This window comes from Gordonia sp. PP30 (genome assembly GCF_023100845.1).
Lineage (GTDB): Bacteria > Actinomycetota > Actinomycetes > Mycobacteriales > Mycobacteriaceae > Gordonia.
Genome location: NZ_CP095864.1, coordinates 1,438,473 through 1,456,519, shown reverse-complemented (window position 1 = coordinate 1,456,519; position 18,047 = coordinate 1,438,473). Strand labels below are relative to the sequence as shown.

19 protein-coding genes are annotated in these 18,047 nt (G+C 70.1%); 9 read left to right on the top strand and 10 right to left on the bottom strand.

The features are described from left to right. Positions 1 to 148: 148 nt before the first annotated feature. A complete protein-coding gene (locus MYK68_RS06695) occupies positions 149 to 1,723 on the bottom strand; it encodes an HNH endonuclease signature motif containing protein (protein WP_247867103.1) in 1,575 nt (524 codons plus the stop codon). Positions 1,724 to 2,041: 318 nt separating this feature from the next. Between MYK68_RS06695 and MYK68_RS06690 the strand changes: the two genes are divergently transcribed. Continuing rightward, positions 2,042 to 3,052 carry an NAD(P)H-dependent flavin oxidoreductase gene (locus MYK68_RS06690; RefSeq protein ID WP_247867102.1) on the top strand — a complete coding sequence of 337 codons (1,011 nt, stop codon included), beginning with the start codon at positions 2,042 to 2,044 and terminating at the stop codon, positions 3,050 to 3,052. On the opposite strand, the gene MYK68_RS06685 is transcribed toward MYK68_RS06690, so the two are convergent. Genes MYK68_RS06685 through MYK68_RS06675 form a run of 3 tightly spaced genes read right to left on the bottom strand, consistent with a single transcriptional unit; the run spans position 3,053 to position 5,258 of the window. Then, complete coding sequence (locus MYK68_RS06685; protein WP_247867101.1) at positions 3,053 to 3,517, bottom strand: mycothiol transferase; 465 nt, start codon at positions 3,515 to 3,517, stop codon at positions 3,053 to 3,055. 1 nt (position 3,518) lies between these two features. Then, a complete protein-coding gene (gene purE, locus MYK68_RS06680) occupies positions 3,519 to 4,025 on the bottom strand; it encodes a 5-(carboxyamino)imidazole ribonucleotide mutase (protein ID WP_247867100.1) in 507 nt (168 codons plus the stop codon). 9 nt (positions 4,026 to 4,034) lie between these two features. Further along, positions 4,035 to 5,258 carry a 5-(carboxyamino)imidazole ribonucleotide synthase gene (locus tag MYK68_RS06675; protein ID WP_247867949.1) on the bottom strand — a complete coding sequence of 408 codons (1,224 nt, stop codon included), beginning with the start codon at positions 5,256 to 5,258 and terminating at the stop codon, positions 4,035 to 4,037. A gap of 173 nt (positions 5,259 to 5,431) precedes the next feature. Between MYK68_RS06675 and MYK68_RS06670 the strand changes: the two genes are divergently transcribed. After that, complete coding sequence (locus MYK68_RS06670) at positions 5,432 to 5,992, top strand: GtrA family protein (protein ID WP_247867099.1); 561 nt, start codon at positions 5,432 to 5,434, stop codon at positions 5,990 to 5,992. Here MYK68_RS06670 and MYK68_RS06665 read toward each other — a convergent pair. The 3 genes from MYK68_RS06665 to MYK68_RS06655 are packed head-to-tail and all read right to left on the bottom strand — an operon-like array spanning position 5,964 to position 8,557. After that, a complete protein-coding gene (locus MYK68_RS06665; protein WP_247867098.1) occupies positions 5,964 to 7,274 on the bottom strand; it encodes a sensor histidine kinase in 1,311 nt (436 codons plus the stop codon). The two genes, MYK68_RS06670 and MYK68_RS06665, sit on opposite strands and share 29 nt — an antisense overlap. Before the next feature lie 3 nt (positions 7,275 to 7,277). Then, complete coding sequence (locus MYK68_RS06660) at positions 7,278 to 7,964, bottom strand: response regulator transcription factor (RefSeq protein ID WP_247867097.1); 687 nt, start codon at positions 7,962 to 7,964, stop codon at positions 7,278 to 7,280. After that, the gene (locus MYK68_RS06655) at positions 7,961 to 8,557 is read right to left on the bottom strand and encodes a PH domain-containing protein (protein WP_247867096.1); all 597 of its coding nucleotides are present in this window, start codon (positions 8,555 to 8,557) and stop codon (positions 7,961 to 7,963) included. Before MYK68_RS06655 ends, MYK68_RS06660 begins: the two co-directional genes overlap by 4 nt. A gap of 113 nt (positions 8,558 to 8,670) precedes the next feature. Here MYK68_RS06655 and MYK68_RS06650 point away from each other — a divergent pair, with 113 nt between their 5' ends. Then, positions 8,671 to 9,300 (top strand): hypothetical protein, encoded by a 630-nt coding sequence (locus MYK68_RS06650; RefSeq protein WP_247867095.1) that lies wholly within the window; start codon positions 8,671 to 8,673, stop codon positions 9,298 to 9,300. A gap of 3 nt (positions 9,301 to 9,303) precedes the next feature. Here MYK68_RS06650 and MYK68_RS06645 read toward each other — a convergent pair whose 3' ends face one another. Continuing rightward, positions 9,304 to 10,119: a biotin--[acetyl-CoA-carboxylase] ligase gene (locus tag MYK68_RS06645; RefSeq protein WP_247867094.1), complete on the bottom strand. Its 816-nt coding sequence runs from the start codon at positions 10,117 to 10,119 to the stop codon at positions 9,304 to 9,306. Positions 10,120 to 10,307: 188 nt separating this feature from the next. On the opposite strand from MYK68_RS06645, the gene MYK68_RS06640 reads away from it, so the two are divergent. The 5 genes from MYK68_RS06640 (at position 10,308) to MYK68_RS06620 (ending at position 15,260) form a co-directional block, all read left to right on the top strand. After that, complete coding sequence (locus MYK68_RS06640) at positions 10,308 to 11,978, top strand: HNH endonuclease signature motif containing protein (RefSeq protein WP_247867093.1); 1,671 nt, start codon at positions 10,308 to 10,310, stop codon at positions 11,976 to 11,978. Positions 11,979 to 12,321: 343 nt separating this feature from the next. Continuing rightward, positions 12,322 to 13,947 carry an acyl-CoA carboxylase subunit beta gene (locus MYK68_RS06635; protein WP_247867092.1) on the top strand — a complete coding sequence of 542 codons (1,626 nt, stop codon included), beginning with the start codon at positions 12,322 to 12,324 and terminating at the stop codon, positions 13,945 to 13,947. A gap of 26 nt (positions 13,948 to 13,973) precedes the next feature. Beyond that, a complete protein-coding gene (locus MYK68_RS06630; RefSeq protein ID WP_247867091.1) occupies positions 13,974 to 14,180 on the top strand; it encodes an acyl-CoA carboxylase subunit epsilon in 207 nt (68 codons plus the stop codon). Position 14,181: 1 nt separating this feature from the next. Continuing rightward, positions 14,182 to 14,853, top strand: coding sequence for a Maf family protein (locus MYK68_RS06625; protein WP_247867090.1), 672 nt, complete (start codon positions 14,182 to 14,184; stop codon positions 14,851 to 14,853). Continuing rightward, the gene (locus MYK68_RS06620; protein ID WP_247867089.1) at positions 14,850 to 15,260 is read left to right on the top strand and encodes an acyl-ACP thioesterase domain-containing protein; all 411 of its coding nucleotides are present in this window, start codon (positions 14,850 to 14,852) and stop codon (positions 15,258 to 15,260) included. The genes MYK68_RS06625 and MYK68_RS06620 overlap by 4 nt, the downstream gene beginning before the upstream one ends. Here the strand turns inward: MYK68_RS06620 and MYK68_RS06615 are convergent. Beyond that, complete coding sequence (locus MYK68_RS06615) at positions 15,247 to 16,560, bottom strand: ISL3 family transposase (RefSeq protein WP_247864711.1); 1,314 nt, start codon at positions 16,558 to 16,560, stop codon at positions 15,247 to 15,249. The genes MYK68_RS06620 and MYK68_RS06615 overlap by 14 nt on opposite strands. Positions 16,561 to 16,674: 114 nt before the next feature. Here MYK68_RS06615 and MYK68_RS06610 point away from each other — a divergent pair, with 114 nt between their 5' ends. After that, entirely contained in the window at positions 16,675 to 17,094 is a 420-nt protein-coding gene (locus tag MYK68_RS06610; RefSeq protein ID WP_247867088.1) for an acyl-ACP thioesterase domain-containing protein, read from the top strand. Between the two features lie 7 nt (positions 17,095 to 17,101). On the opposite strand, the gene MYK68_RS06605 is transcribed toward MYK68_RS06610, so the two are convergent. Next, positions 17,102 to 18,010, bottom strand: a complete 909-nt coding sequence (locus tag MYK68_RS06605; RefSeq protein ID WP_247867087.1) for a neutral zinc metallopeptidase — start codon at positions 18,008 to 18,010, stop codon at positions 17,102 to 17,104. Between the last annotated feature and the right edge of the window lie 37 nt (positions 18,011 to 18,047).

Here is an 18,047-nt window from a genome sequence, read left to right as displayed (position 1 = left end):
CGCACCGCCGCCGGGCCGGGACCGATAGGACTCCAGTACGCACGTTTTGCGGCAAATTTTCTGAATGGGCGATTCATCCAGCGTCAAGGCTCTGGTCGCAGTCATGGGCCCTGGTACACGCACCGGTGGCCTGACCACCACGTGGTGATCAGGCTGCCAGGTGCTGTTCGAGAAGAGCTTCGACGCCGGAGTCGGTGCCGGGCGGTGAGGTGCTCTCGACTTCGCTCGACCAGCACGGGGTGTCGCCGAGGCGATGATTCACCACCGGCGGCGGCGTCCGTTCAGCCTCCGGGACGTCGGGGCCGGTCCGCAGCTTGTCCGGGTGGAAGAGCGGGTTGACGATCCACGGCCCGCCACTTCCGACCGGCCGCCACCCGACGCGTCCCTTGTTCGGGCCGTCGGTGAAGACGATCGTCTCCCACTGGCCGGAATTCTTGCCGTGGCGGCGGTTGTGTCGTCCGCAGGCCCCGCCGAGACGGTCGACGTCGGTGGTCCCACCGTCCTGCCACTCCGGCGTATGGTCCATCTCACACTGCGAGAACGGCCGGGTGCAGCCCGGCGCCGTGCACCCACGATCGCGGGCGAACAGCGCGAGCCGCTGCGCGCGTGACGCGAGGCGGTGGGCGCGGCCCAGATACAACGGCTGCCCGGTGGCGTTGGAGAACACCGCCAGCCACGGCACGCAGTCCGCGGCCATCTTCACCAGATCAGAAACGGGCATGCGGGTCCCGGTCGTGGTCCAGGCGACGCCAGCGCCGCGGGCAAGGTCCTCATCGGTGACGGTCACCACGACCTGATTCCGCAGACTCTCCGGCCGGGCGTGCGAGGCTTGAGCGTTGACCCAGTCGAGCATGGCTTCGAGGGCGTCGTGCTGACGCTGCCCGAGCAGCCGGTCATCGCGCTCAGCCGCGGCGGCCAGAACCGCCGGATCGAGTCCGGGTTGATCGGCGGACCCAAAGGGCGAGTCGGGATCACCGGGATTGTTCATCCCGGGGGCGGCCCACAGGCTGAACATGACCTCGAACTGTGCCCGCAGTTGCGGGGTCATGCGGGCTTGGATGGCCGACATCAACTGCCGGTCCTGCGGAGATAGACGGAATTTGCGCTGCCGCTGGCGTTCCTTGTCGTCGGCCAGCGTGCCGTCGGGGTCGAGGTGGGCGAGGATCCGGTTGCCGACGACCATCAGACCGGCCGGGTTCAGGGTGCGCGCGGCCCCGGCGAGGAGTTCCTCGGCCTTGTCCCGCGCAGCCGGGTCCACCGCACGTGGAATCCGGTCCATGACTTCTTCGATCACCACGACATGCGCTTCACCGATCGCACCCTCGGCTACGGCCTCTGCGGTGCACGGGAGGGCGGGTTCGCGGCGTTCGCCGGTCATTTCGGTGAATCGGCCGATCGACGCGGCGGCGACCCGCCGCCGTTTGGATTCACCGTCGCCCAGGCGCAGGGCGCCGGTGTACAGCTGGTGCATCGTGTTGTATCCAGCCCGCGAGTAGGCACCGCGATCGGAGATCTCCACATACAACGCGGCATCGACGGCCACGCCCGTACGGCGGGCCTGCTCCCGCGAATCCAGCAGAGCCAGGAGCCCATCCTCGGACAGCGCGGCCAACGGCGCATCAGCGAGTTGTTCCTCGGCGGCGCCGATCACCGCGACCAGGGCCGCCGGCGAGAGCCCGGCAAGGAGGCCCGCGGCGTTGAACGAGCCATCGTCGCCGTTCATGGCGCTCCCCTTTTCCGCTGGTCAGGAATCGTTTAGCGTCCTGTTCTCAGGATATCTCACACTATGTTGTGTGTGCAATAGATTTGTCGAACTAGTTTTCGGGTAGGGTCTCGGCGGGGCTCAGCCGGCTGTGGTGACCGGCGTACCCGGCTGTGATGGCGGGTCTCAGCCGCCTGTGGTGTCACGGGGCATCACACGGTCCGCTCCGGGTCCGACGCACCCGCGCTCACGACAACCCGGCCGGGCCCGCTGCGCGGCCCCACCACGCGAAGAGTAAGCAGTAAGACGACGCCGCGTATCCGCCGACGAGGGAGACCCATGCTCGACCTGACCGCCCTGTCCGTCCCGATCGTCGGAGCGCCGATGGCCGGCGGACCGTCCACTCCCGCGCTGACCGCCGCGGTCAGCGCCGCCGGCGGTTTCGGGATCCTGGCCGGCGCCTATCTCTCCCCGGACCAGCTGCGCGAGCAGATCGCCGCGGTGCGCGACCGCACCGACGCGCCGTTCGGGGTCAATCTCTTCGTCCCCGAGGAGATTCCGTTCGACGCCGCGGCGTTCGACGCCTACCGCGAGGCCCTGCTGTCGCTCGCCGCCCGGTACGGCGCCGAGCTGCCCGAGCACGTCGACTACAGCGACGACCGGTTCGACGCCAAGGTCGGCGTACTGCTCGACGAGGGGGTCGCCGCCGTCTCATTCACCTTCGGAGTGCCCGAGCCCGCCGTCTTCGCCACCTTCACCGAGCGCGCTGTCGCGACGATCGCGACCGTCACCGGGCCGCTCGAAGCGGAGATCGCGGTCGCCGCCGGTGCCACCGCGCTCTGCGCCCAGGGCGTGGAGGCGGGCGGGCATCGCGGTACCTTCCACATCAGCAACGACGACCGCGAGATCGGCGTGCTCGACCTGATCGGCCAGGTCACCGGGCTCGACGTGCCGGTGATCGGTGCGGGCGGGGTCGGCGGCCGCGACGACGTCGCCGCGATGCTCGACGCCGGGGCGATCGCCGCCCAGGCCGGCACGGCATTCCTGCGCACCCCGGAGGCCGGCACCCGGCAAGCCCACCGGGACGCCCTCACCGACCCGCGGTTCACCGAAACGGCCACCACCCGGGCCTATTCGGGCCGCCTCGCGCGGGGCCTGGTCAACGACTTCATTCGCGACTTCACCGAGGCCGCTCCCCCCGTCTACCCGCAGATCAACACCCTCACCGGTCCGCTGCGCAAGGCCGCCGCCCACGACCCGCAGGTGATCAACCTGTGGGCAGGCACCGGTTGGCGCGGCGCCCGGGAGACCGGTGCCGCCGACGTCGTCGCCGCCCTCGACCCGCGCTGATCAGCGCCGGGCGACCAGGTCCCGGCAGATCTGCACGTGCCCGGTGTGCTGGGTCAGCTCGCGCAGCAGGTGGATTACCACGAACTCCGGGGTCGACGACGCGGCGTCCGCGCGGGTCGACGAGATGCCCCGCGGGTTCGCGATCCCCTCGGTCAGCGCGAGGTCCAGGTAGCGCGGCAGCCGGTCACGCATCCGGTCGAGCAGAGCGCGCGCCTGCGCGACGGTGCCGGTCGCGGTGAACTCGGCCGCGCGGTCCCGCAGAAGATGTTCACCGGCCACCAGATTCCCGCCCCAGTCGGCGATCACGCCGTCGAGGTGCGTCACCAGCGCGAACACCGAGTTCACCGTGCCCGGCAGCGGGGTGGCGTTCACCGTCTCGTCGTCGCAGTCGTCGAGCGCCGCGGCGATCGCGCCGAAGGTCTCCTCGGCGACGGTGCGGCACGCGTCCTCGAGCGGCCCGGCCATCTCAGTCCTCGAGGAGGCTGCGGCGCAGTTTCTCGTCCTTCTCCAGGACCAGCGCCTCCAGGTCGGCCTGGAACTCGGCCATCGCGGCGCGCAGGCGCTCGTCGGAGGCGCCGAGGATCCGGACCGCGAGCAGACCCGCGTTCCGGGCGCCGCCGATCGAGACCGTCGCCACCGGAACACCGGCCGGCATCTGGACGATCGACAGCAGCGAGTCCATGCCGTCGAGGTACTTCAGCGGCACCGGGACACCGATCACCGGCAGCGGGGTCGCCGCGGCGACCATGCCCGGCAGGTGGGCGGCGCCGCCCGCACCGGCGATGATCACCTGCACGCCGCGGTCGGCGGCGCCGCGGGCGTAGTCGATCATCCGCTGCGGGGTGCGGTGCGCGGACACCACGCCCACCTCGAAGGGCACGCCGAACTCGGCCAGCGCCTCGGCGGCCAGTGTCATCACCGGCCAGTCCGAGTCGCTGCCCATGATCAGGCCGACACGCGGTGCGGGGGTCATCTGTTCTCCTTAAGCGTCGTGGCCGGGACGGTCGTCGGCGCGGCGATCCCAGCCGTCGGTCCACACACCGTGGCTCATCCAGTGGGCGGCCCGCTCGGCCCGCTCACGCACGTCGTCGCGGGACTGCCCGGGCCGCGACACGATGTTGACGTGGCCCACCTTGCGGTCGGGCCGCTCGGACTTGCCGTACAGGTGCACCTTGGCCTCCGGCAGCCGGGCCATCAGGTGATGCAGCCGCTCGTCCATGCTCATCTCGGGGGCCTGCGCGGCACCCAGGATGTTCGCCATCACCACCGTCTCCGCGGTCGCCGAGGTGTCGCCGAGCGGATAGTCGAGGACCGCGCGCAGGTGCTGTTCGAACTGCGAGGTCACACAGCCGTCCATGGTCCAGTGACCGCTGTTGTGCGGGCGCATCGCCAGTTCGTTGACCACCAGCTCACCGCCGGTGGTCTCGAACAGCTCCATCGCCATGTTCCCCACGACCCCCAGCTCGGCGGCCAGTTCCAGCGCCATCCGCTGCGCGCGGGCGGCCGTCTCGGGATCCAGGTCCGGCGCGGGTGCCAGCACGACGGCGCACTGACCGTGCCGCTGGATGGTCTCCACCACCGGCCACGCCGCGCCCTGCCCGTACGGGCTGCGCGCCACCATGGCCGACAGTTCACGGGCCATCGCGACCTTCTGCTCGGCCATCAGCACCGTGTCGCCGCCGCGGGCGCCGTCGAAGACCTCCAGCGCGGCGGCCTCGTCGCCGTCGATCAGCCAGACGCCGCGGCCGTCGTACCCGCCGCGGACGGCTTTGAGGACGATCTGCCAGTCGTGCGCGGCGCCGAACGTGAGCAGGGCCGCGCGGGCCTGCTCCGGGTCGCCGGACAGGTCGGCGAAGTCGGGCACCGGCAGGCCGAGCGCCGCCAGCCGGCGGCGCATCTCGAGCTTGTCCTGCGCGTACCGCAGCGCCGCCGACGGCGGCCGGACGGCCACCCCGCGCTGCTCCAGCGCCTCCAGGTGCGCCAGCGGCACGCCCTCGTGGTCGAAGGTGAGAGCGACGGCGCCTTCGGCGGCGCGCAGCAGGTCGTCGAGCGAGTCGTGCGAGCCGAGGACCACATCGGCGCTGACCGCGGCGGCCGGTTCACCGGGTGAACCGGCGAGCACACGCAGGCACTGGCCGAGCGCGATCGCGGCCTGATGGGTCATCCGGGCGAGCTGTCCGCCGCCGATCATGGTCACGGTCGGCATGCCCCCGGTGGACGGTCCGGGGCGGGCGGGGTCGGGACGCGAGATCACGGGCTCAATCCTGACATGAACCGCGCCCGCGCCCGGCATCGCCCGAGATGTCCGACCGGCGATTCCCTCACATCCGCGCGTCGCGATTCCGGCCCCGTGCGTCTGATTACGTACACTCAGAACTTGTGCCATCCATCGACGGGCTCGTCTCCCAGCTCCCCGGGCCCCTGCATCGGTTGGTGATCAAGCACAGCGAGCTCATCAAGTTCGCGATCGTCGGCGGCTCCACCTTCGTCGTCGACCTGGTGATCTACTACGCGCTCGCGTTCACCGTGCTCGACGCCAAGCCGACCATCGCCAAGGTCATCTCCGGCGTGGTCGCCACCATCGCCAGCTACATCCTGAACAGCGAATGGGCGTTCAAGAACCGCGGCGGCCGGGCGCGGCACCACGAGGCGCTGCTGTTCTTCGTGATCAGCGGGATCGGCGTGCTCATCGCGGCCGCGCCGCTCTGGCTGGCCAACAACGTGTTCGACATGCGCCACAACATGAGCGGTGTGGAACTCGCGATCGTCGACTTCCTGCTGGCCTTCATCATCGGCAACATCGCCCAGATGGCGTTCCGGTTCTGGGCGCTGCGCCGTTTCGCGTTCCCGGAGGAGCAGGGGCCCGGCGGTCACGGCGGGTCCGCCGACGCCGAGCCGACGCCGGAGGAACTCATCGATGAGGAACTCGGTCACGCCTGACGGCGTCCCCGCCCGCCTCGTCGTCTGACGGCGCACCCGCCCGGACCGGGACGACGACGGAGAACACCGCGGGCCGCCGCGACGCCAGATCGAGGCGGCCGCCGTCGGCCTCCACCAGCGCCCGCGCCAGCGACAAGCCCACCCCCGTGCTGGTACCGCCCGAGAAACCGCGCCGGAAGATGTCCGGGGCGATCGCATCGGCCACCCCGCGTCCCGCATCGCTCACCGTGATGCGGACGACGTCGGCCGAGCCGAGATCGTCGACGCGCACGGTCACCATGCCGCCGCCGTGCCGCAGCGCGTTGTCGAGCAGGGCGCTCAGCGCCTCGCGGAGCCGTCCCGGGCGCCCGGAAACCGGTCTCGGCTGCTCCTCGATCCGGGTGACGAGCACGCGGCCGGCCGCCTCGAACTGCGCTTCGTAGTCGTCGGCCAGGGCCGTCACCACGGCGACGACGTCGATCTCGGTCCGCACGCCGCTCTCCGCCCGCGACGCCGACACCAGCTCGTCGAGTTCGGAGGCCAGCCGTTCCACCTGCGCCACTCCCGCCTGCGCCTCGGTGACGACGTCCGGATCAGGGTGCAGGGTCAGTTCGTCGAGCCGCAGGCCGATCGCGGTCAGCCGGCTGCGCAGCTGGTGGGAGACGTCGCCGATGATCTGTCCCTCGCGTTCGAGCCGGCGGGTGATCTCGGCGTTCGCCTCGGCGAGCGCCTCGGAGACGCGGTCGAGTTCGTCGATCCCGTAGCGCGGCCAGGCCGTGGAGAGGTCGCCGCGCGCCATCGCGGCGGCGCGCCCCGCCACCCGGGTCAGCGGTTCGGTCAGCCGGCGCGCGGTGACGGTGGCCACCAGCGCCCCGCCGCCCACCGACGCGGCGATCACCACCACCAGCACGGTCACCGCCAGCCACTGGCTCGGGCGCACGTCGCTGGCCGGGATCGACAGGGTGAGGGTGTAGCCGGAACCCAGGGTGACCGACTCGGACAACCGGTCGGCGGGCAGCGGCTCGCCCAGCTCCTGCGTGCCCGTCGGGCCGTGCAGCGTGAGGGTGCCGGTGCGCGGGACCAGCAGCCGGAAGTCGTCCAGGTGCACCTCTTCCGGCCCGGTGATGGCGCCCGCCGCCTCCTCGGCCAGCACGTCCTCGTACATCGTCTTGAGGCGGTTGGAGAGGTCCTCGTGCGCGGTGGTGGAGATCCACGACCAGGTCACGATGGTCAGTGGCACGCCGAGCAGCACCGCCATCGCGAGCAGCGAGACGATCATCGTCCGGAGAATGCGCTGGCGCATAGGCTACGGGTCGAACCGGAAGCCGACGCCGCGCACCGTGGCGATGTGCTTCGGGCGGCTGGGCTGGTCGTCACCGAGTTTCCGGCGGACCCACGAGATGTGCATGTCGAGGGTCTTCGACGACCGCAGATCGGTCGAGCCCCACACCTCGGTCATGATCTCATCGCGCGTGCGGACCTGGCCGGGGGTCTCCATCAGGAAGCGCAGCAGGTCGAACTCGCGGTTGGCGAAGGTCAGTTCGGCGCCGTCGACGACGACGCGGCGCGCGCGGACGTCGAGCTGGATGTCGCCGCTGTCGAGCACCACCTCGTCGTCGCCGATGCTGCGCCGCAGCAGAGCCCGCACCCGCGCCAGCAGTTCGGCGAGCCGGAAGGGTTTGCCGACGTAGTCGTCGGCGCCGGCATCGAGGCCGACCACGAAATCCACCTCGTCGGTGCGGGCGGTCAGCATCAGCACCGCGAGCTGCGGACGCTCATCACGGATGCGGCGGCACACCTCCAGCCCGTCCATCCCGGGCAGCCCGAGGTCGAGGATCACCAGCGAATACGCACCGGACAGCGCGGCGTCGAGGGCCTCCGGTCCGGTCGCGGCGACGGTGCAGTCGTTACCCTCGCGGATCAGGGCGCGGGCCAGCGGTTCGGCGATCGCCGGATCGTCCTCGGCCAGCAGGACCGCGCGGCCGGGCGTCATCGCCGGCTCCGATCGCCGTCACGCCGGTCCCGGTCACCGCGCCGGTCCCCATCACCGCGGCGATCCCAATCACTGCGGCGATCCCAGTCCTCGTCGTCGACGTGGTCCAGCAGCCGCTCGTACAGCAGCGCGTGCACCGACTCGACCCGCGGGATCGCGACGAAGGTCAGCGGATCATCGGACGCGGACTGGATCTGCAGCGACCCGGTGCGCAGGATCCGGTCGAGCAGTCCGTGCGAGAACTCGACGGTGTTGATGCGGCCGATCGGGATGTCGATCCCGGAGCGGGTGAGGATGCCGTTGCGGTAGATCACCCGGCGATCGGTCACCACGAAGTGGGTGGTGGCCCAGGCGGCGAGCGGCCGGGCGAGCCACCAGAAGGCGCCCAGCCCCCACACCACGCCGACCGCGACGGTGGCCCACGTGCGCGCGGGACCCGGGCCGGCTGAGTTCCACAGCAGCCCGAGCAGCAGTCCGGCGACCGCGGTGAGCAGCCAGAACAAGAGCACCGGCGCCACCAGGCTCTTCCAGTGCGGATGCCGGTGGACCAGCACGGTCTCGCCGGGCGCGAGGTTCTCCCGCGGATATGCCATGGATGCCAGCGTAGTCATCACCGGGTAAAAGACGCCTGAGACGCCAGTACACTGGGCGGCCAGGACACCGGCGCGCAAACGCCGAGACACCGACCAGAGATGCAGGGGACGTGATGACCTACTCCGATCCGCAGGATCCGCGACGCCGCCCGCCGCAGACGCGGGCGTACAGCCAGGACTCCGGATACACCGACCCCCGCTACACGCAGAGTCAGCCCGCCTACGACCCGCAGGGCTATCCCCAGACCGGGTACAGCCAGTCCGGCTACCCGCAGTCCGGCGCCCCGGCGAAACCGCCCCGGCAGGGACCGGACATCGACCCGCTGCTGTACTCCGGCGGCGTGTTCATGACCGGTGTCGTCACCGGCCTGGCCGGCTGGCTGGTCGCGTGGATCATCGGCCTCATCGCCCGCGGGGTGAACGCCACCGGGCATTTCGGCTGGTGGAGTCCCCTCGATCCGGGCGGCGAGTACTGGTACGCGATCGTCGGCTTCGTCGCGGCCCTGCTCGGCGGCGCGCTCTGGTTCGTCCTGACCCTGGTCACCCCGACCCCGAACAGCTTCTACCGGTGGATCGTCGGCCTGCTGATCGTCGCGGCGTTCGTGGTGCCGCTCGCCACCCAGAGCGACATCTGGAGCGGTCTGGTGACCGGCATCCTGCAGGTCTGCATCGGTCTGCCGATCCTGTCGCTGATCCCGACGATGGGCGACCGCAGCCGCCGGACCGCGTCGCCCGCCCGGTAGCCGTCAGGCCGGGCGGAGGTGGGTGACGTCGCCCGCCGAGGCCGTCACGCGGCCATCCGGGCCCTCTACCACGATGCGGCCCTCGTCGTCGACGTCGATCGCACGGCCGATCACCTCCCGGTCGCCGGGCAGCACCAGCCGCACCCGCTTACCGAGGGTCGCCGAGGCGGCCCGGTAGTCGGCGGCCAGCGCCGTCAGGTCCGACGGCCAGCGCGTGAGCAGATCCGAGAGCGCCCGCAGATAGGCGATCGCCACGACGGTCGGGTCGGGGACGTCACCGGTGAGGCTCCGCAGGCAGGCCGCCGTCTCGATCGGCGGCCGCGCCGCGGTCAGGTCGAGGTTCAGTCCGGTGCCGATCACCGCGATGCCGCCGCCGTCCGGATGCCCGGACGGTGCGAACTCGCACAGGATTCCGGACAGCTTCTTGCCCTCCCCGGGTGTCCCGGCCGGGACGAGGACGTCGTTCGGCCATTTGAGATCGGGACGGATTCCGGTGATCTCGCCGACCGCGGCGCGCACGGCCAGCCCGGTCAGCAGGCTCAGCCAGCCGACCGCGGCGGCGGCGCCCGCGGTGACCGGGACCGCCGCGGAGACGGCGAGTTGACCGGGCGGGGTCTGCCACACGCGGGTGTGCCGTCCGCGGCCGGTGCGCTGGTGCCCGGCGATCAGGACGGTGCCGGCGATCCCCGGTTCGCCGGCGCGGGCCACCAGGTCGGCGTTGGTGGAGCCGGTCTCGGCGATCACGTGGATGTCGTGCCAGCGGGTACCGGCCAGAGATCCGGTCAGGGTGGCGATGTCGGGCAGCGGCGGAACGGTCACGACATCCACCCTAGGTGAGTGATTCCCGGGTTTGTGGGCTCGAAGCCGGGTCCACGTCCAGCGCCGGGACGTTGCCATGGAGATCTACTCGAAAGTAAGTTCTAGCGATCTATTGCGTACACATCATGGTGTGCGTATTCTGGGGGTAGGGGAAGAACTATCCTCGATCGGCCGGAAGGGGGTCCGCGATGAGCAACGACGCGTTCGACGCCCACGGCCTCCTGGCCGGTCTGTCGCCCGCCGAGTTGGTGGCCGTGAGTGCGGCTGTCGAGGAATCCCTGGGCGGCGCGCCGCTGGCGGCGCTGTCCGAGGACGGCCTGCTCGATCTGCTGGAGGCGCGGGAGCAGGCCCGCCGCATGGGTGTGGCCGTGGACGCGGCCTTGTTCGTGGAGATCTCTGATCGGGGTGCGTGTGCGCGGGCCGGGTACAACACGATGCACCAGTTGCTCACCCAAGGTCTACGGATCGGGGAGGGTGAGTCCCGGCGGCGCCGGGTGGTGGCGGCCTCGATCGGCCGGTTCACCGCGATGACCGGCCAGCGCCGCGACCCGCAATATCCAGAGACTGCGGCGGCGGTCGCCGAGGGGGCGATCGGGGAGACGCATGTGTCGGTGATCGATGAGGTCATGGACAAGATCCCCGCCTCCGTCGATCCGGAGAAGCGGGCGAAGGCCGAGGCCATGCTCGCCGATGCCGCCCGGACGTTGAATCCCGGTGGGGTGACGATGGTCGGGAACCGGATTCTGGCGCACCTGGACCCTGATGGCACCCTGGCCGGTGACAACGACCGGGCGCGGCAGGCGAAGTTCCGGTTGTCTGCGCAGGACCGGCAGTTGATGACTGCGGTGCAGGCGCGGATGGACCCGGAGTTACGGGCGGAGTTCGAGGTCACGTTCAGCTTGTGGGCCGTCCCGGGCATGAACAACCCGGATGATCCGGAGTCCCCGCACGGCGCGGCCGATCAGCCCGGCCTCGATCCCGCAGTGCTGGCGGCGGCGGCTGAGCGCGATACCCGGCTCCAAGGACGCCGCCAGCATGATGCGCTCAAAGCGTTCGTGAAGTGGGCCAACGCCCAGGCCTCCCACGCCCGGCCGGAGAGTCTGCGCAATCAGATCGTGGTGACCGTCACCGATGAAGATTTGGCCCGGCAGGCCGGGGTCGCGTGGACCGCGACCGGGACCCGGATACCGGTCGGCGATCTGGTGAAGATCGCCGCGGACTCGGTCCCGTATCTGGCGGTGTTCTCCACAGCGACCGGGCAGCCCCTCTACCTTGGGCGGGCGCATCGTCTGGCGTCGCGGGCCCAGCGGCTGGCCCTGTTCGCCCGGGACCGCGGCTGTACCGCACCTGGCTGTACGCGCCCGTTCGCGCAGTGCGAAATGCACCACATGCCGGACTGGCAAGACGGTGGCCCCACCGACATCGATCACCTCGGCGGGGCCTGCGGGAAGCACAACCGGTGGAACGGCAAGCAGCCCGGGGACTGGGAATCGACGGTCCTGACCGACGGCCCCGACACCGGCCGGGTCGGGTGGCGCCCGGTCGGGCGGGTGGGGCCGTGGATCGTCAATCCGCTGTTCCATCCCGACAAGTTGCGGACCGGCCCGGACACCCCGGAAGAAGACCGGAGTCCGCCACCGATCGTGAACCACCGACTCGGGGACAGTACGCAGCCCGGGGGCCTTGGCTTCGAGATCCGGGTCCTGAGCCGGCGTGGCGGAGTCCATCGACGCCGCGCGCGAATCATGAAGGGACGACACGGCGTCGAAGGGCGCCCTGGCGGGCTCGTCGCACCTCAGCCGGCGGACGGCACGACTTCCGGCGTCGAAGCGCTCCTCGAACAGCACCTGGCAGCCTGACCGTCGTGCGCAGCCGGGCCGTCAGGGCTGCGCGGCGTGGCGCCCCAGGGGGCTCGGCGGGGCTCAACCGGCGGGCTGGAACCGGCGGCACGACTTCCAGCGTCGAAGGGCGCCCTCGCCGGCTCGTCACACCTCAGCCGACGGACGACACGACCTCCGGTGCCGAAACCCTCCTCGAACAGCACCTCGCTGCCTGACCACCACTGGTGGCCGGGACGGCAGGGCGTGCCCGGCCGACGACCACCCGGCACCAGGGATCATTCAGCAAGTGTCGTCACCGGCTACCCGCCGGTACCCGTGTCGGTTGCCGGTGGCCACGGCGACGTCGTTAGCATGGGTGTCCATGACGACTGCTCGCCGCGACGATGACGCCGCCCCCGACATCCACACGACGGCCGGCAAACTGGCCGATCTGCGCAACCGACTCGCCGATGCCGAGCATCCGGTGGGTGAGACCGCCGTCGAGCGGGTCCACGCCAAGGGCAAGCTGACCGCGCGCGAGCGCATCACCCACCTGCTCGACGAGGGCTCGTTCGTCGAACTCGACGCCCTCGCGCGGCACCGCAGCACCAACTTCGGCCTCGCCGAGAAGCGCCCGCTCGGCGACGGTGTGGTGGTCGGCTACGGCACGGTCGACGGCCGCGAGGTCTGCGTGTTCAGCCAGGACGCGACCGTGTTCGGCGGCAGCCTCGGTGAGGTCTACGGCGAGAAGATCTGCAAGGTGATGGATCTGGCCATCAAGACCGGCCGCCCGCTGGTCGGCATCAACGAGGGCGCCGGCGCCCGCATCCAGGAAGGCGTGGTCTCCCTCGGCCTGTACGCCGAGATCTTCCACCGCAACGTCAAGGCATCCGGCGTGATCCCGCAGATCTCGCTGATCATGGGTGCCGCGGCCGGCGGCCACGTCTACTCCCCCGCGCTCACCGACTTCACCGTGATGGTCGACAAGACCAGCCAGATGTTCGTCACCGGGCCCGACGTGATCAAGACGGTCACCGGCGAGGACGTGACGATGGAGGATCTGGGTGGCGCCCACACCCACATGACCAAGTCGGGTGTCGCGCACTATGTCGCCACCGATGAGGAAGACGCCCTCGAGTACGTCAAGGAACTGCTCAGCTACCTGCCGAGCAACAACCGCGCCGAGGCGCCGCGCCTGCCCGCCCCGGCCCAGTACGGCTCCATCGAGGACAACGTCACCGAGGAGGACCTCGAGCTCGACACGCTGATCCCGGATTCGCCGAATCAGCCGTACGACATGCACGAGGTGATCCGCCGTCTCCTGGACGACGACGAGTTCTGCGAGGTCCAGGCCGAGCGCGCGATGAACATCATCGTCGGCTTCGGCCGGGTCGACGGCCGCAGCGTCGGTATCGTCGCCAACCAGCCCACCCAGTTCGCCGGCTGCCTGGACATCGACGCCTCCGAGAAGGCCGCCCGCTTCGTCCGCACCTGCGACGCCTTCAACATCCCGATCATCACGCTGGTCGACGTCCCCGGCTTCCTGCCCGGCACCGACCAGGAGTACAACGGCATCATCCGCCGCGGCGCCAAGCTGCTGTACGCCTACGGCGAGGCCACCGTCGGCAAGATCACCGTCATCACCCGCAAGGCCTACGGCGGCGCCTACGACGTGATGGGCTCCAAGCACATGGGTGCCGACGTGAATCTGGCCTGGCCGACCGCGCAGATCGCCGTGATGGGCGCCTCCGGCGCGGTGGGCTTCGTCTACCGCGGCCGCCTCAAGGAGGCGGAGGCGAACGGCGAGGACGTCGACGCGCTGCGCCTGGAACTCCAGCAGGAGTACGAGGACACCCTGGTCAACCCGTACGTCGCCGCCGAGCGCGGCTACGTCGACGCGGTGATTCCGCCGAGCCATACCCGCGGCCAGATCGCCACAGCGCTGCGCCTGCTCGAACGTAAATTCGTGCAGCTGCCGCCCAAGAAGCACGGGAACATCCCGCTGTGAGCGCAGCGAACGATGAGGATGGCGCTGTGAACGCCGACCAAAGGCAGCCCTTCCTGACCGTCGTCAAGGGTGCCCCGACCGATGAGGAACTGGCCGCGCTGGTGACCGTCCTGTCTGCCGCGGCATCGCAGCAGACAGGCCCGGCGTCGGCCGGCCCGCTCAATCGCTGGGGACGGCCGACGGATCTGCACCGCCAGGCGTGGGGTATGCCGACCAGCTACATCCACGGCTGAGGTGACCCGGGTTCTGCTCGGGTCGGCGTCCCCGGCCCGCCGTGGCGTGCTGCGGGCCGCCGGGATCGATCCGCTGGTGCTGGTGTCCGATCTCGACGAGGACGCCCTGATCGCCGGACTGGCCGGTCACGCTCCCGAGGCGGTCGTGACCGAGCTGGCGAAGGCCAAGGGTGTCGCGATCGTCGCGCAGGTACTGGCCTCGGCGGATCCGGACATCGCCGCCGTCGCCGACGACGGCGTGATCCTCACCTGCGACTCGATGCTGCTGATCGACGGCGAACTGACCGGCAAACCGAAGACCCCCGAGATCGCCCGCGAACGCTGGAGGCGCATGCGCGGCACCACCGGCCGGCTGCTGACCGGCCATTGCGTCACCCGGATGACCGGCGGCACCGTCGCGCGCGCGGCATCCGGCACCAGATCCACGCGGGTGCACTTCTCCGACGTCTCCGACCAGACCATCGACGCCTATGTCGCCACCGGCGAACCGCTCCAGGTCGCGGGCGCCTTCACCCTCGACGGCCTCGGCGGCTGGCTGCTCGACGGCATCGACGGCGACCCGTCGAGCGTCATCGGCATCAGCCTCCCGCTGACCCGCGATCTGCTGGCCGACGTCGGCGTCGACGTCACGAGCCTGTGGCAGCCGGAGGCGAGTGAGACACCCCGGTCATGATCGGAGAACCCCTTTCCCCGCGCCTGGACCCCGAACTGCGCCGCGAGTTGCTTTCCGAGGGCGCGGTCTTCACCAGCACGTGGCCGGTCCGCGGCGACGACATCAGTCACGACCGCCGGCTCAAGTTCGACGGCGTGGCCCGGTGCCTGCAGGACGTCGGCCAGGATCACCTGGCGCACATCGGTCACCTGGAGATCCATCCGCACTGGGTGTTACGCCGCACCGTGATCGAGATGCACGCACTCGGTGGGCAGCCGGATCAGCTGACCGCCGAGCGCTGGGCCGCGCAGGCCGGCTCCCGCTGGTTCACCGCACGGATCAACATCGACGGCGAACGCGGCACACGGATCGCCACCGAGGGCTTCTGGATCAACTTCAACGGCTCTTCGCCTTTCAGAGTGCGTTGATGTGTTCGGCGAGCTGACCGGAGTGCAGGAGGGATCGCAAGATGTAGTGGTCGAGGTTGCGGAAGCCCTGGGCGATTCCGCGGAGGTGTTCGAGGCGGCCGTTGATGGCTTCGACGGGTCCGTTGGAGACTCCGGTATCGAAGTAGGCCAGGATGTCGGCGCGGCGTTTCCAGAGACTTCGCCCGAGTTGGGCGAGTTCGGCTAGCCCGGCGGGGAGTCCGGTCTGGATGCGTTTGAGGACCTTCCACATCAGTTTCTTGCCCTCGCGGCGCTGCGGGTGCTGGTAGGCGGCGATCAGCTGCTGATACACCTGGTAGGTGATCTCGACCGCGACGTGCGCGTCATGGCTGGTCAGCGACTCGTACAACCGGATCTTCTGCTTGGCGGTGAGCAACCCGGTACGGGTGTGCAGGATCCGGCGGATCGTGTACAACGGGTCACCGGCGCGTCCGCGGTGCCCGCATGTCTGCTGCTGAACGCGTTGGCGGCACAGATCGAGCTTGTTTCCGGCCAGCGCGACGACGTGGAACGGGTCCATCACGACCCGGGCGGCGGGGAGTTCCTGGCTGGTGGCGGTCTTGTAGCCGGTGAATCCGTCCATGGCCACGACTGTGATCCGGTCGCGGAATCGCTGGTCACGAGTGTTCATCCAGTCTTTGAGGACCTGCGCTGACCGGCCGCCGATCATGTCCAGCAGCCGAGCCGGGCCGGTGCCCTCGACCACGGGCGTCAAGTCGATCAGAACGGTCACGAAGCTCGGGTCTCCTTGTCCGCGAACGTGTTTCCACTTGTGCTCATCGACGCCCAGGTGCCGTACACCGTCGAGGTGGCCGCCGTCGTAGACCAGGGCCCGGGCCGCACTCACGGCGATCGCGTTGACTGTCTTCCACGCCAGGCCCAGCGCTGTGGCCACCGCTTTCACGCTCATCTTGTCGATCGCGATGCGTTGCAGGATCCAGCGTGTGGTCCGGGCGGTGACCACGGCCCGGGGCGCGGCGACATGATCGATCCCGCCGCGGAAGATCGTTCGTGGGCAGTCGCTGGTACGGCACACGAACCGGGGCACCGCGACATGCAGAACAACAGGATGGCCGCTGATCGGCACATCAGTGAGCACGCGGTCGGCGTGATCACGCAGGTCGCCGGCGATCTGACAGCCCGGACAATGCCGATCGGCCTGCAGCACCCGGCACCACAAGTGCGTGCGGCCGCGGGCATCGACAGCGGCGCCGGTGATCGTCACCCCCAGCTCGACGGTTCGGCAGATCGTGTCAGCAACATCGGCAGTAAGCTCGCTCATGGGTCCTGTGGCGTGAAAATGGGTGTGTAGGAACTTCCATCTTCACACCCAGGACCCGCCTACATCTTGTGCCCACGCCCGGTCAGCCCAGATCCCACCTACGCACTCTCAGAGTTGAAGAGCCACTTCAACGTCGACACGCTCACCCCGTCCGCGCTGAGCGACACCTTCCGGCGCCGGATCGGCGGCGACGCGGTGCCCGGGCGGCTGCGCCGGAAGAAATGGCTCGATCCAGTGCCGCACCCCGATGCCGTGCCGGTGCCGTTCCTGCTGCGCGTCTGCGATCTGGACCTCATCGAGCACGTCAACAACGCCGTGTACTGGACGGCGCTGGAGGAGGCCCTCGCCACTCAGGGCGACCTGCGCGAGCGGTTGCCGCTGCGGGCCGTGGTCGAACACGACTCGCCCCTGCAGCTGGCGGATGCACCGCGGCTGCTGGCGCACCGCGACGGCGATGTGCTTTCGGTCTGGCTGATGGCCGGTGAGCGCACCGCGGCCACAATGTCCGTCGAGGCGCTGCCCGTGTCGCCATAAGGTCTGCCTACGCCGAGCCCAGCGCCTGCGGCCAGTACTTCTTCAAGCACGTCACCGGGGCGGAGTCGCCGGTCACGCCGAAGCCGCGGCTGATCGCCGAGACCCGCGCCGGGATGGAACCGTGCCCCATTCCGTTCACCGGGTCCGCGACGCTCGCCATCAGCACCACCGCCTGGCCGATCTCCTTCACCGACAGCTCGTCTCGGCGATACACCGTCGCCAGCCAGTTCCCGGCGAAGCAGTCGGCCAGCAACTCCGTGTCGTCCCCGGTCGGATACTGCTCGGAGGTCATGCCGTAGGCGTCGGCCATCCGGTACATCACGTTGTGCCCGTATTCGTGCGCGACGATGGTCGACGCGCTGAAATCGCCGAGCAGGAAGCCGCGCTGGCCCATCAGCTTGCCGTCCCAGATGTCGGCGAAGGTCTGCACCGGCAGGATCACCGATCCGGTGCGCGGATGCCCGGCGCCGTCCTTCTGCGTGTCCTTCGGGCAGAAGAAGGCATTCGGGAAGTCGCTGTCGACCGCGACGGTCTTCCCGTCCTCGTCGGTGCACTCACTGGTGAACGTGTCGCTGCCGGAGATCAGCACCCGGCCCGGCGTCACCCGGGTGATGTTCAGCTGCGTGAACCAGGCGGGCCAGACGGTGTCGAGGTCGTCGAGCACGGTCGTCAGATACTTGGGCACGGTCGACGCGGCGTTCTCGTCGGTCACCCCGCTCGGCCCGATCCGTCCCGCCGGGTCGGCCAGCGCCGGACAGTCGTCGACGGTGCAGTGCTTGGGCGGGGCCGTCGGCGTCGGCTCCGGTTCCCCGCGGTGCTTGGCCGCCGGGGAGCATCCCGCCAGGGCGGCGGCGATCGCCACGATGAGGACGACCAGTGCGACGACGGGACGGCGCCCGTTCTGCGGTGAAGGCATGTGCGGAAAAGTACCAAGCCCGCGCGACTCGCACGCA

Excerpts from the sequence above, each read along its gene's own strand:
- MYK68_RS06605 (WP_247867087.1), bottom strand. The coding sequence starts at position 18,010 with ATGCCTTCACCGCAGAACGGGCGCCGTCCCGTCGTCGCACTGGTCGTC.
- MYK68_RS06675 (WP_247867949.1), bottom strand. The coding sequence starts at position 5,258 with ATGCCGACCGTGACCATGATCGGCGGCGGACAGCTCGCCCGGATGACC.
- MYK68_RS06615 (WP_247864711.1), bottom strand. The coding sequence starts at position 16,560 with ATGAGCGAGCTTACTGCCGATGTTGCTGACACGATCTGCCGAACCGTC.
- MYK68_RS06640 (WP_247867093.1), top strand. The coding sequence starts at position 10,308 with ATGAGCAACGACGCGTTCGACGCCCACGGCCTCCTGGCCGGTCTGTCG.
- MYK68_RS06620 (WP_247867089.1), top strand. The coding sequence starts at position 14,850 with ATGATCGGAGAACCCCTTTCCCCGCGCCTGGACCCCGAACTGCGCCGC.
- MYK68_RS06690 (WP_247867102.1), top strand. The coding sequence starts at position 2,042 with ATGCTCGACCTGACCGCCCTGTCCGTCCCGATCGTCGGAGCGCCGATG.
- MYK68_RS06665 (WP_247867098.1), bottom strand. The coding sequence starts at position 7,274 with ATGCGCCAGCGCATTCTCCGGACGATGATCGTCTCGCTGCTCGCGATG.
- MYK68_RS06685 (WP_247867101.1), bottom strand. The coding sequence starts at position 3,517 with ATGGCCGGGCCGCTCGAGGACGCGTGCCGCACCGTCGCCGAGGAGACC.
- MYK68_RS06695 (WP_247867103.1), bottom strand. The coding sequence starts at position 1,723 with ATGAACGGCGACGATGGCTCGTTCAACGCCGCGGGCCTCCTTGCCGGG.
- MYK68_RS06650 (WP_247867095.1), top strand. The coding sequence starts at position 8,671 with ATGACCTACTCCGATCCGCAGGATCCGCGACGCCGCCCGCCGCAGACG.
- MYK68_RS06660 (WP_247867097.1), bottom strand. The coding sequence starts at position 7,964 with ATGACGCCCGGCCGCGCGGTCCTGCTGGCCGAGGACGATCCGGCGATC.
- purE (WP_247867100.1), bottom strand. The coding sequence starts at position 4,025 with ATGACCCCCGCACCGCGTGTCGGCCTGATCATGGGCAGCGACTCGGAC.
- MYK68_RS06655 (WP_247867096.1), bottom strand. The coding sequence starts at position 8,557 with ATGGCATATCCGCGGGAGAACCTCGCGCCCGGCGAGACCGTGCTGGTC.
- MYK68_RS06635 (WP_247867092.1), top strand. The coding sequence starts at position 12,322 with ATGACGACTGCTCGCCGCGACGATGACGCCGCCCCCGACATCCACACG.